Source organism: Gardnerella pickettii (assembly GCF_029226345.1).
Taxonomy (GTDB): Bacteria; Actinomycetota; Actinomycetes; order Actinomycetales; family Bifidobacteriaceae; genus Bifidobacterium; species Bifidobacterium piotii.
The window spans coordinates 157,542-171,527 of record NZ_JAKNCU010000001.1 but is presented as its reverse complement, the minus strand read 5'-3'; the positions used below and the strand labels follow the sequence as shown (position 1 = coordinate 171,527).

Annotated in this window: 12 protein-coding genes and 3 tRNA genes; 3 read left to right on the top strand and 12 right to left on the bottom strand. The window is 42.2% G+C overall.

From position 1 onward, the window contains the following. The first annotated feature begins 177 nt into the window (after window positions 1-177). Complete coding sequence (locus tag MAF46_RS00585; protein ID WP_060785578.1) at window positions 178-2,454, top strand: HelD family protein; 2,277 nt, start codon at window positions 178-180, stop codon at window positions 2,452-2,454. 234 nt (window positions 2,455-2,688) lie between these two features. Here MAF46_RS00585 and nrdR read toward each other — a convergent pair whose 3' ends face one another. Genes nrdR through MAF46_RS00570 form a run of 3 tightly spaced genes read right to left on the bottom strand, consistent with a single transcriptional unit; the run spans window position 2,689 to window position 3,810 of the window. Further along, a complete protein-coding gene (gene nrdR / locus MAF46_RS00580; protein WP_032812895.1) occupies window positions 2,689-3,135 on the bottom strand; it encodes a transcriptional regulator NrdR in 447 nt (148 codons plus the stop codon). Window positions 3,136-3,186: 51 nt separating this feature from the next. After that, window positions 3,187-3,411, bottom strand: coding sequence for a hypothetical protein (locus MAF46_RS00575; RefSeq protein ID WP_004130095.1), 225 nt, complete (start codon window positions 3,409-3,411; stop codon window positions 3,187-3,189). Window positions 3,412-3,447: 36 nt separating this feature from the next. After that, window positions 3,448-3,810, bottom strand: a complete 363-nt coding sequence (locus MAF46_RS00570; RefSeq protein WP_004130081.1) for a LysM peptidoglycan-binding domain-containing protein — start codon at window positions 3,808-3,810, stop codon at window positions 3,448-3,450. A gap of 160 nt (window positions 3,811-3,970) precedes the next feature. Here MAF46_RS00570 and lexA point away from each other — a divergent pair, with 160 nt between their 5' ends. Continuing rightward, on the top strand, window positions 3,971-4,693 hold the full coding sequence (gene lexA, locus MAF46_RS00565) for a transcriptional repressor LexA (protein WP_004130078.1): 723 nt from the start codon (window positions 3,971-3,973) through the stop codon (window positions 4,691-4,693). A 186-nt stretch (window positions 4,694-4,879) separates the two neighbouring features. On the opposite strand, the gene MAF46_RS00560 is transcribed toward lexA, so the two are convergent. From MAF46_RS00560 to trmB, 7 genes are all read right to left on the bottom strand, one after another. Continuing rightward, window positions 4,880-5,359 (bottom strand): GreA/GreB family elongation factor, encoded by a 480-nt coding sequence (locus MAF46_RS00560; protein ID WP_004130077.1) that lies wholly within the window; start codon window positions 5,357-5,359, stop codon window positions 4,880-4,882. 57 nt (window positions 5,360-5,416) lie between these two features. After that, complete coding sequence (locus MAF46_RS00555) at window positions 5,417-5,824, bottom strand: FKBP-type peptidyl-prolyl cis-trans isomerase (RefSeq protein ID WP_004130076.1); 408 nt, start codon at window positions 5,822-5,824, stop codon at window positions 5,417-5,419. 267 nt (window positions 5,825-6,091) lie between these two features. Then, complete coding sequence (locus MAF46_RS00550) at window positions 6,092-7,570, bottom strand: L-serine ammonia-lyase (protein ID WP_060785579.1); 1,479 nt, start codon at window positions 7,568-7,570, stop codon at window positions 6,092-6,094. A 62-nt stretch (window positions 7,571-7,632) separates the two neighbouring features. After that, window positions 7,633-10,347, bottom strand: coding sequence for an HAD-IC family P-type ATPase (locus tag MAF46_RS00545; RefSeq protein WP_060785594.1), 2,715 nt, complete (start codon window positions 10,345-10,347; stop codon window positions 7,633-7,635). Between the two features lie 25 nt (window positions 10,348-10,372). After that, on the bottom strand, window positions 10,373-11,110 hold the full coding sequence (locus MAF46_RS00540; RefSeq protein WP_018619866.1) for a hypothetical protein: 738 nt from the start codon (window positions 11,108-11,110) through the stop codon (window positions 10,373-10,375). A 118-nt stretch (window positions 11,111-11,228) separates the two neighbouring features. Further along, window positions 11,229-11,300: transfer RNA gene (locus MAF46_RS00535), tRNA-Glu, on the bottom strand. Window positions 11,301-11,445: 145 nt separating this feature from the next. Continuing rightward, the gene (gene trmB / locus MAF46_RS00530) at window positions 11,446-12,387 is read right to left on the bottom strand and encodes a tRNA (guanosine(46)-N7)-methyltransferase TrmB (protein WP_004130072.1); all 942 of its coding nucleotides are present in this window, start codon (window positions 12,385-12,387) and stop codon (window positions 11,446-11,448) included. A gap of 193 nt (window positions 12,388-12,580) precedes the next feature. On the opposite strand from trmB, the gene galE reads away from it, so the two are divergent. Beyond that, complete coding sequence (galE, locus tag MAF46_RS00525) at window positions 12,581-13,591, top strand: UDP-glucose 4-epimerase GalE (protein WP_004130071.1); 1,011 nt, start codon at window positions 12,581-12,583, stop codon at window positions 13,589-13,591. Between the two features lie 114 nt (window positions 13,592-13,705). Here the strand turns inward: galE and MAF46_RS00520 are convergent. Further along, window positions 13,706-13,778, bottom strand: a tRNA-Phe gene (locus MAF46_RS00520). A 42-nt stretch (window positions 13,779-13,820) separates the two neighbouring features. Continuing rightward, window positions 13,821-13,894 (bottom strand) — tRNA-Asp (locus MAF46_RS00515). Window positions 13,895-13,986: the final 92 nt, after the last annotated feature.

The following is a 13,986-nucleotide window of genomic DNA, read 5'->3' as shown; positions in this document are numbered from 1 at the left end:
GCAATATGCCACTTGCACATCATTCACCATTTTACCCCATTTCTCACCAAAAATCCCCACTTTTTTGTAAAAAAATAATATTTTTTTAACTTAGATTGGAAACATGCAACGTGTATTAGCCTCGAGGTATACTTAAACGCCTAGTTTTAGCCCAACTTTTAAGAAGAACGGACACAAATGTCTACGTACTCCTCACAACTCAGCGAAGAACAACAAGCGGTTGATTGCGCTTACAGTCGATTAGATAACTTGCGTTCAACAATCCGAGCAAGGCTTGATTCTGTACGCGCTGCAGGCTCGCATGGCTCACCAACTCAGCGAACAGAACGAGATTCTTTTGCAACAATGTACGAAGATCGTTTAACGCAACTTAGAGCTGTAGAAGATAGACTTGTGTTTGGCAGACTAGACGACCGAGAAGGCATAAGACGTTACATTGGAAGAATCGGTTTACTAAGCGAAAATCACGACCCAATCTTAACTGATTGGAGAGCAGAAGCAGCCAGACCATTCTACGAAGCAACTCCTTCAAATCATGGAGACATTGTTATGCGTAGGCACATAACTCTTAAATTCCGAGAAGTTGTAGGAGTTGAAGACGAGATTCTAGATATTCATTCAGAAGAAGTAAACAAAGCATCTAAGCAAGGAACACTTACTGGCGAAGGTGCATTGCTTGCTTCTCTAGGTTCTCGTAGAACTGGAAAAATGACGGATATTGTTGCAACCATTCAGGCAGAACAAGACCGCATTATTCGCGCTCCTCTAGACCGTACAATTGTTGTTCAAGGTGGACCTGGTACAGGCAAAACTGCAGTAGCTTTACACAGAGCAGCATACTTGCTCTACACGCATCGCAGAAAGCTTGAAAGATCAGGCGTTTTGATCGTAGGACCAAGCTCCGCATTCTTAAGATACATAGATCAAGTTTTGCCATCTTTGGGTGAAACTGGTGTTGTTAGCAGAACTATAGCGGATCTAATCCCAAATATTAATGCAACAGTGCAAGACACTCCTCATGCAGCAAAACTTAAGGGAATGTACCGCATGAAAAACGTTATTCAAAACGCTATTTGCGCAAGAATACGCATTCCTAAAGATTTGCCAACACTACGCATAAATGGTTTTGCTGTGCAATTAAAAAAGGAAGATATAGAGCTTGCACAATTAGACGCTCAGCGCACACACCAGCCTCACAACCAGGCTCGTAAAACCTTTGTAAAGTCAGTTATAAGTTCGCTTAGAAACAGGTATCTAGAACAGCTTGATTATGTTCCTTCCCAAGCGGAAATATCCGATATTACTTCGCAACTTAGAATGGAAAATAAGCTCAAGATTACATTAAATCTTGCTTGGCTACCTATGAATGCCAATTGGCTTATAGACCAACTCTTTTCTAAACCTGAACAGCTTCGCATATATGCTCCTTGGTTAAGTGAAAATGATATTCGTGCATTAATTAGACCAAAAGGAAGTCCTTTAACTCAGTCCGACATCCCACTTCTTGACGAAGCTATGGAGCTACTAGGCCCAGATCCAAAGATTGAAGCACAAAACGCTGCCCTCGCTCGTAAAAAACTCGAAGAACAGCAATATGCTTCCGATACTCTTGCACAAAATGGCATAGGAAATGGCATTATTACCGCCGATATGCTTATTGAGAATATTCAAGGTAACGATGCAAGTATGGTTGCAAATCTTGCCGCGTCGGATAGAGAGTGGACTTATGGCCATGTTGTTGTAGATGAAGCGCAAGAGCTTACTGCAATGGATTGGCGTATGCTAATACGCAGGTGCCCTTCACGCTCATTTACAATTGTTGGCGATGTTGCACAAACCTCCTCTTTGGGTGGTACACATAGTTGGCAAAAAAACATGATCTCATTGTTTGGAAATGACAACTGGGATCTTTATGAACTAACAATTAACTACCGTAATCCTAAAGAAGTTTCTGAAGCTGCAGGAAAAGTTGCAAATAATTCTGGCTTATATATATCAACAGTTAATGCAGTTAGATCTGTTCCAGATTCGCTTGTTACACATACGGTTCAGAATCAAAATGAGCTTAATAATATGCTTGCTAAATATTGCATTGACTTATTTAACGAATTTGTTTCCGAAGACGGAAGCGGACGCGTAGCAATTATTGTTCCTCAAGAACTAATAGAGCATGCAAACAAAATCGTTAAAAATACTCTTAGCAAGAATCTTTCGACTAAGGAATATGCACGCATAATTCAGCAAAACTTTGACGATAGTCAAATTAGCGTTTGCAGTGCGGAAGATGTTAAGGGATTGGAATACGATGCGGTAATTCTAATGCAACCTTCTGCCATCGAGCAGGAAGCAGCATCCAGACTTAGCGCAGCGGCAAATCTATACGTAGCAATGACAAGACCAACACAGCGTCTTGTTGTCTTGCGCACACAAGACGACGCCAATTTTTCAAAGTAATAATCGCGAAGTAAAAGTACTGAGTAAACCCAACTATTAACGACCTTGTTATTTGTTTGACCCTTTAATTGGGTCGAACAAATCAGGTTATCCCTCACACTATAACCATATTTATTCTAAGACTCAACGATTCGCTAACAAACAGCAAATCAACATTCACACAAACTCAAATACTCAAACCTATACTTTTAGCAACATTCGCAAAGTGTTCACTCAATGTAAAACATTGCACAATCACTTGCTTTTCTTAAGATCATCTATTGCACGTTCAAAATCTTCCAAACCAGTAAAATTCTGATATACGCTAGCAAAACGAAGATACGCCACCTCGTCTAGTTCACGCAACGGCTTTAATATTGCTTTTCCAACATCTTCGGATGTTATTTGAGCTAATCCACGAGCGCGTAAATCAGCTTCAACTTCCATTCCAAGAGTCTTTAGCTCCTCAGAATCTATTGGTCTACCCTGGCAAGCTTTTCCAACACCAGCAACCACTTTTGCCCTATCAAAAGGTTCCACAGAACCAGAACGCTTCATAACAAGCAATTGCGTAGTTTCTACTGTTGTAAAACGATTACCACACATCTGACACTCGCGCCTACGACGGATTGAATATCCATCCTCGCTGATTCTAGTGTCAATAACCTTAGTATCGGAATTCTTACAAAAAGGACAATGCATATATACAGCATACTAAAAATTAATTAAATATGTTATATATATTTCAATGTTTTATATAAATAAATCGATTTTTTCATATTTTTCCTCGTATATTTTATAAAATTTATCGCAAAACACTCGAATAGATGGATATATAGATACATCCATAACAACAAGTGGTTCAACAATTGGTTTAACGCTTAAATCATGACAACTGCAACATGCAGAATCATCGCAATAATATAATGCAAACAAATCGTATGATTCTGACGAATTATATTCATAATCTGTACTCATGAATACTCCATTCTAATAATATTTGTAATAATAAAATTAGTTGTCAATAAAAGGTACGCGTATAGACTGCCCTACTTCTAAATCTGGAGAATCAAGATTATTTAATTGCATAAGGTAATCAACAGAATCAGAAATATTGCCATTTTTATCTGTTATGGATTTTGCATAACTCCACAATGTATCTCCAGGGCGAACAGTATACGTTATAAAGGATTTTGATACGGCTGAAACAGCTGGCTTTGGCATAAAAATAATCCAAGCAAAGCAAACTAACGCAGAAAAAACTATAAAACGCATAAATAATTTATTTTTGCGTTTTTTGTAACTCTTATTAGTCAAAACAGCACGATTTGGTGTTGAATAATTAACGCCATCAAAAGAGTTCAACTTCTTATACATAACTATCCTTTCTTACGTTTTAATTGACATGAACATTTGTTCTATCGAACAAGTGTATTAATCTTGACACATTTGTTCTAAAGATGCAACGGCGTGTCGAACATATGTTTGATTTTTTTAGAAAAGTGTATTAGAATGTAAAACAACGAAAGGAGACACCATGAATACCACCCAAAACGAGCTTAGTGATTCTGCGGCGCACAACGCTGAGCCACTAACAGATCGCCAGAGAAAAATCATGGATGCTATACAGCAATGCCTCGAAGAACATGGATTCCCTCCATCATTTAGAGAAATAGGTGAAGCTGTAGGCTTAAGAAGTCCTTCTTCCGTAAAACATCAATTACGAGCACTCGAGATGAAAGGATTAATACGAATAAGTGCAAATAAAGGTAGAGCAATTGAAGTTATTGGAGATTTTATACAAAAGAATAAAGAAAAAGCCCATGCATTGCTTGAAAAACAATCAGCTATCGATGTGAGCATGTATAACAGTGAGTCTTTGATAAACTCTCACGATGTTCCTCTTGTTGGAAGAATCGCTGCAGGAACACCTATAACAGCTGAACAACATGTTGAAGATGTTATGCGTTTGCCAGAAAGACTTACTGGAAGCGGAAATCTGTTCATGCTAGAAGTGCATGGAGATTCAATGATTGACGCAGCAATTTGCGACGGTGATTATGTTGTTGTGCGAGAACAGAACGAAGCAACAAATGGAGATATTGTTGCTGCGCTGCTAGATAACGAAGCAACTGTAAAGACGTTTAGAAAAGAAAATGGTCACGTTTGGCTTATGCCTCACAATCCAGCGTATTCCCCTATAGATGGATCTCACGCAAAGATAATGGGCAAGGTTGTTACCATTTTAAGAAAAATTTAATGATTTAAGAGATTTACAAGATTTACGAGATTAAAACAACTAAAGAGCGATACTGTTAAACGGATACAAATAAGCATATAAATAAAATCGCTGTGACCTATAAATCATATAGATTCTAAATCACAGCGATTAGAGAAAATAGATGGATAACAAGTATGTACTCGCTTATTAAAACAAATTCATTGTTTAAGCGAGTGGATGAGAATCCTTAATGGTTACAGAAATTTGGCGACCATTTGGAGCAGAGTAGCTAACAGTATCACCCGCTTTAGCGCCAATAATTGCAGCACCAATCGGAGATTCTGGACTAATAACATCGTAATCGGTAGCAACAGCAATATCACGAGAGCCAAGAACATAAGTCATCTCTCGACCAGCAAGATCTAAAGTAACAACAGAGCCATTGCCAACAAGGCCTTCCGCTGGAGCCTCAAGAATCTTTGCGTTGCGTAGCTTAACAATAAGCTCGTTAATACGACCTTCGTTCTTGCCCTGCTCTTCGCGAGCAGCCTGATAGCCACCGTTTTCAGACAAATCGCCTTCGGCGCGAGCAGCAGCAATACGCTCGGTGATTTCATCACGATATTCACCTTCGCGATGAGCTAATTCTTCCTTAAGCTTATCGTAGGCTTCTTTAGTCAATAGAATTACTTTTTCTTCAGCCATTTTGCAATCTCCTTAACAAAGAATAAAGAATAAAAGCAACAAAACAATCACTCGCGTTTAGCGAGTAGAAATAATATCAATCACAAAAACGAGGGTGTCCGAACCACCAATTCCAGCCTGCGGAACACCTCGTGAACCATAACCATACTCAGGCGGAATAGAAACAAGTAAGCGAGAACCAACATTATGTCCTGGAACAGTACGATCCCATCCCTGAATAACCTGTCCAACACCAATACCAAAGCTGGCAGGAGTATGACGAGCAAAACTAGAGTCAAAAGGCTCACTTGCCCCCCAAACAACACCGTGGTAATTAACGGTAACAGTATCTCCAGCACGAACCAAAGGCCCATTGCCTTCTACCAATTCAACAACCTTAAGCCCTGCTGGCGGCTCAAGCGCTGGGAACGTCACCGTTGGCGTAGTACCAAATTCCGCAACTACTTCTGGCATATCCTGTGCCATTTTGCCTCCTTTATAACCTCTTATAATCCCTTACAAACATGTGTAAATGCTTGCAAAAAGCCACTAACACTTACAAACTATTCATTAAAAACTTTGAATATTATAACATTTTTGCAATTTTATAGCGTGTTTTAGATTAGCACTCAACCGCTACCTATGCCAATACGCATATAACTTGCATAACAATATAGCAACACAATGCAAGCAAATACGCAAAACATTCTTAAGGAAAATGCAATAAAATAGCTATAAATGCAACGACTATAACTAGCACTCAACTACGTTCACAGCTAAGCCACCCTTAGATGTTTCGCGATATTTAGACATCATGTCTTGGCCAGTTTCCTTCATAGTTTTAATAGCACTATCCAAGCTAACAATATGAGAGCCATCACCTAGAAGAGCCATTCTAACAGCGTTAATAGCAGTGTTGGCAGCCATAGCATTGCGCTCGATACAAGGAATCTGAACCAAGCCACCAACCGGATCACAAGTGAGACCAAGATGATGCTCAATACCAATTTCGGCAGCATTTTCAACCTGCTGCGGAGTTCCGCCAAGAACTTCGCACAGGCCTGCAGCAGCCATAGAACACGCAGAACCAACTTCTCCCTGGCACCCAACTTCTGCACCAGAAATAGAAGCATTGCGCTTAAACAAATAGCCAACAGCTCCAGAAGCAAGAAGGAACTTTATTATTCCCTCCTCGCTAGAACTGTCTACAAAACGCCAATAGTATTGCAAAACAGCTGGAATAATACCAGCGGATCCATTAGTCGGAGCTGTAACAATACGACCACCTCCAGCGTTTTCTTCACTTACTGCAAGAGCAAAAAGATTTACCCATGCAGAGTCAGAAGCTTCCAGAGCGCAATCAGCTCGCCTACGATTTTGCTTAAGCATATCGGAATTCGCAGCAAGACGAGCATACATACGCGGAGCACGCCTATGAACCTCAAGTCCTCCTGGAAGAATCTGCTGCTTAGAGTTACATCCATGTTCAACACACTCTTCCATAACTTCCCAAACATGCAACAAATAAGAACGAACATATTCGGAATTACCGTTATGCAAAGCAAGTTCGTTTTGCCAAACAATGTCACTTATGCTCTTATGCTCTTTTTTGCAAATCGAGATAAGTTCTTTGCACGTTGTAAAAGGATATGGAACAGAAGAGTCTTCATGCGAATCACTAGAAGATTCAGAATCTTTAGGATTAGAATCTTTAGGGCTATCTTCACTTCCTTCCACATTTTCATCAACGCGGTCATGCAAGCCAATCATCTTATCGTTTGCATTGCCTTTGCGAATAAATCCGCCACCAATCGAATACCAAACTTGTTCGTCAACAGTATTACCAAAGGAGTCCAAAGCAACAAACCGCATGCCATTAGGATGCGCAGCCATGCGCCGCCACTTTTCAAAAACAACATCGGAATCGTAGTCAAATTCGATAGTATGACTATGTGCAAGCGTTAAAGTTCCGCTTTTCTTACAATCTTCTCGAATAGTCATCATGTGTTCTGTATCGACATCGTCTGGAAGGTTACCTTCAAGACCAGCAACCGATGCACGATCCGTACCATGCCCCAATCCAGTAAGAGACAAGGAACCATACAGTGTGACTCGCACACGCGAAACGTCTTTAAGCCTTCCATTCTTTTGAAGAGAAGTCACAAAAGCATTCGCTGCGCGCATAGGTCCAACAGTGTGCGAAGAACTAGGACCTACACCAACCGAGAACATTTCTAAAATACTGAACACATATCTATTGTAAGCACAATTGTTAGTAGGCACGACACGCTACGTCAACGATCACTATCATAAGAGTGCAAAGCACTACCATCGTTCACATTATCGATCCAGTTTTCAATCAAGTGACTAACAAGATGCAAAACTAACCATATAACAAAGGCAAAAATTACAGCACAAATCATAACAAACATTGCATTTCCGCTCACAGGAACATGCAAATCAAAGAAATGCGCAACAAACGGTATAAATGCACCAATAACGCCAGCAGCAGCAAAGCATAAGACCATAATTCCACGCCAAGAAATAAGTGGCTTAGAAACTGTAGCCAAAACTGCAACACCGAGCACAAAAACAGTAACAGCACAAATAGTGCGAGTTACACCAACAGCGTGCACGGATTCAACAATAAGCCTAGAAGCGTTAGCGTTAGAAGAATCAAGACCGCGCGCAAGCATTAAAGGAGCAAAAATGGACACAACCAAAACAGACACAGCAACAGCTATACCATTTGGTAAAGCAAAACGAACAACACGATGCAAGAATCCAGGAACATAGCGCCTTGTATTAGGAGCCAAAGCGAGCAAAAATGCTGGAATGCCAATGGTTAACGAACCGATATAGGTTATGTGACGAGGCAAATATGGGAAATTAAGACCAAGCAAAACCACACCTGCAGAAATCAGCGCAGAATACACGGTTTTAACAAGGAACAGTCCTGCAACACGTTCCATGTTTGCCATTACTTGACGACCTCTAGCAACAACGTCTGGAAGATGCGAGAAACGTGAGTCAACAAGAACAACTTGCGCAACAGCCTTAGCAGCTGGAGCAGCGTTACCCATTGCAACGCCTAAGTCTGCTTCTTTGAGCGCAAGCGTGTCGTTCACACCGTCGCCAGTCATAGCTACAACATGGCCTTTAGAGTGCAAAGCTTGAACAATCGCCTTTTTTTGATCTGGCAAAACGCGACCCAAAACGTCAACGTTTTCAAGAACCTCGGCAAGTTGATTTATATCTTTAGGCAACTGTCTTGCGTCCATCGAAACAGGCTTTGAGTCACCAGTTAGACCAACTTTTTCGGCAACAGATGCAACAGTTGTTGGATTATCGCCAGAAATAACGCGACACCTAACGCCTTGCTGCCTAAACCAAGCAAGAGTTTGACGAGCGTCAGCACGTATTTTCTCTGAGCATCGAACTAAAGCAACAGGGCGAGCGCTTGCAGACACTACTGGAGAACTGGAGAACGTTGCGTTATTAGAATCGCCAGAATCACTATAAGCAACAGCTAGAAGAAGAACACGATTACCCTGCTGAGCGTATTCGTTTACACGATTCAAAATTTGCTTAAACGAATCCGTTAAATGGCAATTATCGAAAGGAGAATCGCCAGAAACCGCAGAATCGCTGATTCCGCCTTCTGCAACCGCTGGAGCAATAGAACCGTGCAAATCGCTAGAAACAGCGCTAGATTCGCGTGAACAAATCGCAGTTGCCAAAACCTCTGGAGCACCCATATACCACGTTTCAAATCTACCGTCTTTTAGCGCGTAACGTATTGCGCTCCACTTTCTTGCAGACGAAAATGGCAAGCGAGCGCTAACACTAGAAGCAGCGGAAACACCTTGATTTTTAAGGCCTTCCATAATGGCAGAACCTGTAGCATTTGGATTTTCTTCGTTAGATAAGTCAAACAAAGCTTGATTCACCAAACGATTCGAGCCATCACCAATCAAGTCAACACCAACAAACGCGATTCCGCCATCCGTAATCGTGCCAGTTTTGTCTAGATTAAGGCAATCCACTCGAGCCAAAGTTTCAACAGATTCAAGCTCCTGAACCAACGTTTTTTTACGCGCAAGACGCATTGCAGCAACAGCAAAGTTAAGCGAAGTTAAAAGAACAAGCCCTTCTGGAATCATGCCAACAACGCCAGCAACAGCAGAAACAACAGCGCTCTTCCACTGCCCCGTCTGTAAAGCTACAGCAAATCCGCCAACCTTATTGATTTGCGACCAAACAAGCAAAACGCAAAGAGGAACAACAACAATCGTCATCCACTTTAGAATCGTGTTAATTCCACGACTCAAATCGGAGATTGTTTTTGTATAGACCTTTGCTTGTGCAGCAAGCTTAGACGCATAGCTGTTATCTCCTACAGCTGTAACGCGCATTAAAGCAACGCCAGAAACCGCAGTAGACCCAGAATAAACAAAGTCGTCCGCAGCTTTACGAACAGTCACAGATTCGCCCGTAAGCATGGACTCGTCCATTTCTAAGCCCCAAGATTTAACAACATTTGCATCTGCAGGAACCTGGTCGCCAGAACGAACCCACAACAAATCACCAAGCACAATACCGCTATGATCAACATAAACATTTTTGCCTTCGCGCCGAACAATCGATTTGGAAGCAACAAGAATCGAAAGACGGTCGAGCGTACGCTTTGCGCGCAACTCCGTAACAACACCAATACCCGTGTTAATAAGAATCACAAAGCCAAAAACAGCGTCTTTCCAAGAACCAGTGACAAGCACAACAACCATTGCTGCAAAAATGATTGCGTTAAAAAGAGTAAACACGTTTGCGCGCACAATAGAAAGAACGGACCTAGATGTTCGATTATTCGTAACATTTACAAATCCGCGATTTACAGCATCAAAAACTTCGCTTTGTGTTAAGCCTTGTTCGCTAACCTCTGGCAAATCAGGGAAATCGGAGATATTCACAGAATCTGTAGAATCTGTAGAGCTTTGCGAATCATGCATTTTTTGCAAACTCGTAACGTTAGAGCTAATCTTTGTCATTTATAACCACATCCCTACTGTGAGGCGTATTGTCAATCACAGATTGAACGATTTTTAGAAGACTAGAATGTTGGATTTTACCGAAACTCTTAATTAGATTTGCGTCAAACAAATTCTCGCCATCTAAATCCTTAAGAATATAAAGCTTTGCTGCATACAAAGTGCGGTCCTTAGGTGGATTTTGTGGATTAACAAGCACAACAGGAATCCCAGCAGAGCGCACATATTCAAGCGCATTAGTCCAAGCTTTGCGAGCCTTTAGATCAACATGCGCACCACCAGCATTGCTTTTAACGCTATAATCAACGCGATCTAATCTATCAACATTAATATTGTTTATCAAAATAATAGACACAGGCTGATTTGAAGCATCTGTAATTGCCTCTTGCGAAGCAAAATTAGCATTTTTGACGTCTGCAATCGAAGTATATGATGCATGCAAACCAGATTTCTCACACATATGCAAAAGCTTAGAATCAAGAGCCGCCTGCCTGGATCCAACTACAAACAACTTTATGTCTTCTACATCAATACCATCATGAACAATGTCGTCCAAATGCCCGCTATCGCCAACAGCGTGGCCCTGAGGAGTGCAAGCACTTAGAGACGCAAATAAGAAAATCACCAATGCGGACGCAAAAGCCGAAACAACATAACTACGTTTGCACAAAACAGCACGAATCGCACGCATAAGAACGTGTTTTGTTTTGCGCATAAAGACCATAAGACTTTTATAGCACAAATTAGGAACGAAGCATATTGAGAACAGCGCAAGAGTTCGTGGTAAGCGGCAAACATCGTAGATAACAAAAACGCCGCTAAAACTAGCGGCGCAAAATTTGTACCCCCTAAGAGAGTCGAACTCTTGTTGTCAGATTGAAAGTCTGGTGTCCTAACCGTTAGACGAAGGGGGCTTTTAACCAAACCATATGATATTAACACTCATGCGCAGTTCTTGCAAATTACGGCGTGTTGAAGGAAGATAACGCGATTCTAACAAAGCACACCACACAAGCACGCGCTACGCATTACGCACTGCATCACAATCAAATACACAACTCACTTTTTAACAACATATGTCAAATCGTGAATCACGCGACCAGCATCTAATCCCTTGCGCTCAAAATTCGTCAAAACACGCCCATCAAAGCGACGCGACTCAACAAAATCCGCATGAGGCAAATCGCCAGCATCTTGTGCATTCCCCTTGCCAACATGCTCCGTAGGCAAACTCACGCGCAAATCTCCAGCGTTTTCAAAGCACGCCAAAGAATCCATAACCTCGTGAACATGCAACGCGTAATCCTCAATATCTGTAGCAATTCGCCAAACTCCGCCCACAACAAGCGCATTATGCACAGACTTAGCCAAAGATGGCTGAACAATTCGGCGCTTGTGATGACGCATTTTAGGCCAAGGGTCTGGGAAAAATGTCCAAACTTCTGCCAAAACACCACTTTTGCACGCTGCAAGAAAATCAGGAGCGTTAACTTGAGCAATTCGCAAATTATGCAAATCCTGCTTTCCAGCCAAAAGCATAGTGTGCGCTACGCCTGGGTCGTAAACTTCTAGCGCAAGAAAATTCGTATTCGGATTTGCTGCAGCAGCCGCAACAATGTTCTCGCCCTGACCCGAGCCGATTTCTACAATCAACGGATTAGCATTGCCCCAATTGGCCTCAATCCATTGCGAATCAACACATAAATCGCTTTTTACGCGCAAAGACCCATCGCCATCTGCAATGCATAGCAAATAAGTACCAGAGTAGCGTTGCTTGGCTTTTTCCAAGCGCGCGTCGAGCCTAGCAGACCTTCGCACAAACGAAAGAATAGCCCTAGCAGATGCGTGCGTTTGTTTAGGCTTGGAAGAGTCGCCAGAAACCGCGCGACCATCCTCGCGACCAGTCAAATCGCTAAAAGAGTGGCCACTATGCAAATCGTCACTTGCACTATCTACATTAAAATCGTTCATTTTTAGCCAATCTTCCTTATTTTCTTGCATACGCGACTTAATCACAACTCATCGAATAATATCAAACGCGCAAAACACTGGCACAAATACCAACACAATCACAAACAATCACAAACACTGGAACAAATACAAACAATGCCAAAAACACAATATGATTCAAGCGCTATAATTTCACTATAACATTATGCAAAACAGCATATGTAAGAAAGGAAAACGGTAAACAATGACTATTCTAGTTACAGGCGGATGCGGCTACATTGGCGCACACGTTGTACACGCTCTTCACCAAGCAAAGCAAAACGTTGTAGTTGTAGACGATTTGAGCTACGGAAAGCCTACAAGAATCGAAGGCGCACGACTTTACGGAATGGACATTGCTTCCCCAGACGCTGGAGCGCGACTTGCGCAAATAATGAAAGAAAATAACGTTGATTCTGTAATTCACTTTGCTGCGCGAAAGCAAGTTGGAGAGTCCGTAGAAAAGCCACTTTGGTACTACCAGCAGAACATTAACGGCATGCTTAACGTTTTAGAAGGAATGCGCCAAAGCGGTGCTAAAAAGCTTGTTTTTTCGTCTAGCGCAGCCACGTATGGCGAGCCGCCTGTAGAAGTTGTGCCAGAAGACGTTGTGCCAATGCTTCCGATTAATCCATACGGCCAAACTAAGCTTTTTGGCGAGTGGATGGCACGCGCTTGCGAACACACTTACGGAATTCGTTTTTGCGCGCTTCGCTACTTTAATGTTGCTGGATGCGGGCCTGTGGAGCTAGAAGATCCTGCGATTTTGAACCTGATTCCTATGCTTTTAGATAGATTGCAACAAGGCAAAGCTCCTGCGATTTTTGGTAATGACTACCCTACTGCCGACGGCACTTGCATTCGCGACTACATTCACGTTTCAGATCTTGCAGACGCGCACATTGCAGCGCTTACTTATTTAGATCGCGATGAGCGCAAGTACGACGCTTTTAACGTTGGAACAGGCAAAGGCACTTCTGTTCGTCAAATTGTAGACGAAGTTAGGCGCGTTACAGGCTTGCCATTTAGAGAGGCGATTTTAGGGCGTAGAGCTGGCGATCCGCCACAATTGATTGGAAGCACTAAGCGCATTAACGAAGAGATGGGGTGGCATGCGCGCTACAACGTTAAGGATATTGTGGAATCTGCTTGGGCTGCTTGGCAAGCAAATCCAGATCATCATATTGATGTTGAATCGTGGAAGCAAGTTGACTAAGCAAGTTGACTAATGACTAAGCAAGTTGACTAAGCAAGTTGACTAGCTTATAAACAAAAAACGCGCGGCAAAAATGCTGCGCGTTTTGTTATTTAGTTTTTGTTTATTTACTTGTGGCTCCGAGCGGGATCGATCCGCTGACCTAGCGATTTTCAGTCGCTCGCTCTACCAACTGAGCTACAGAGCCATGATGAATAAAAAACCCGGCGAACCGGGCCTTTACTAATCGCGACCCCGGCCGGACTTGAACCGGTGACCTCCGCCGTGACAGGGCGGCGCTCTAACCAACTGAGCTACGGGGCCGTGGCTTTGTTCCATTGAACAGCCGAGTTACTATCTTACAGAATCCACGCAAAAATGCAAGCTCAAAAGCGTATTCGGCGTGTTGCCGCGGA

Bases quoted from the DNA above. Each gene is read 5' to 3' on its own strand.
- galE (WP_004130071.1), top strand. From the start codon at position 12,581: ATGACTATTCTAGTTACAGGCGGATGCGGCTACATTGGCGCACACGTT.
- MAF46_RS00560 (WP_004130077.1), bottom strand. From the start codon at position 5,359: ATGGCTGAAGAAAAAGTAATTCTATTGACTAAAGAAGCCTACGATAAG.
- MAF46_RS00555 (WP_004130076.1), bottom strand. From the start codon at position 5,824: ATGGCACAGGATATGCCAGAAGTAGTTGCGGAATTTGGTACTACGCCA.
- MAF46_RS00575 (WP_004130095.1), bottom strand. From the start codon at position 3,411: ATGAGTACAGATTATGAATATAATTCGTCAGAATCATACGATTTGTTT.
- MAF46_RS00570 (WP_004130081.1), bottom strand. From the start codon at position 3,810: ATGTATAAGAAGTTGAACTCTTTTGATGGCGTTAATTATTCAACACCA.
- MAF46_RS00545 (WP_060785594.1), bottom strand. From the start codon at position 10,347: ATGCATGATTCGCAAAGCTCTACAGATTCTACAGATTCTGTGAATATC.
- trmB (WP_004130072.1), bottom strand. From the start codon at position 12,387: ATGCAAGAAAATAAGGAAGATTGGCTAAAAATGAACGATTTTAATGTA.
- MAF46_RS00550 (WP_060785579.1), bottom strand. From the start codon at position 7,570: ATGTTCTCGGTTGGTGTAGGTCCTAGTTCTTCGCACACTGTTGGACCT.
- MAF46_RS00585 (WP_060785578.1), top strand. From the start codon at position 178: ATGTCTACGTACTCCTCACAACTCAGCGAAGAACAACAAGCGGTTGAT.
- lexA (WP_004130078.1), top strand. From the start codon at position 3,971: ATGAATACCACCCAAAACGAGCTTAGTGATTCTGCGGCGCACAACGCT.
- MAF46_RS00540 (WP_018619866.1), bottom strand. From the start codon at position 11,110: ATGGTCTTTATGCGCAAAACAAAACACGTTCTTATGCGTGCGATTCGT.
- nrdR (WP_032812895.1), bottom strand. From the start codon at position 3,135: ATGCATTGTCCTTTTTGTAAGAATTCCGATACTAAGGTTATTGACACT.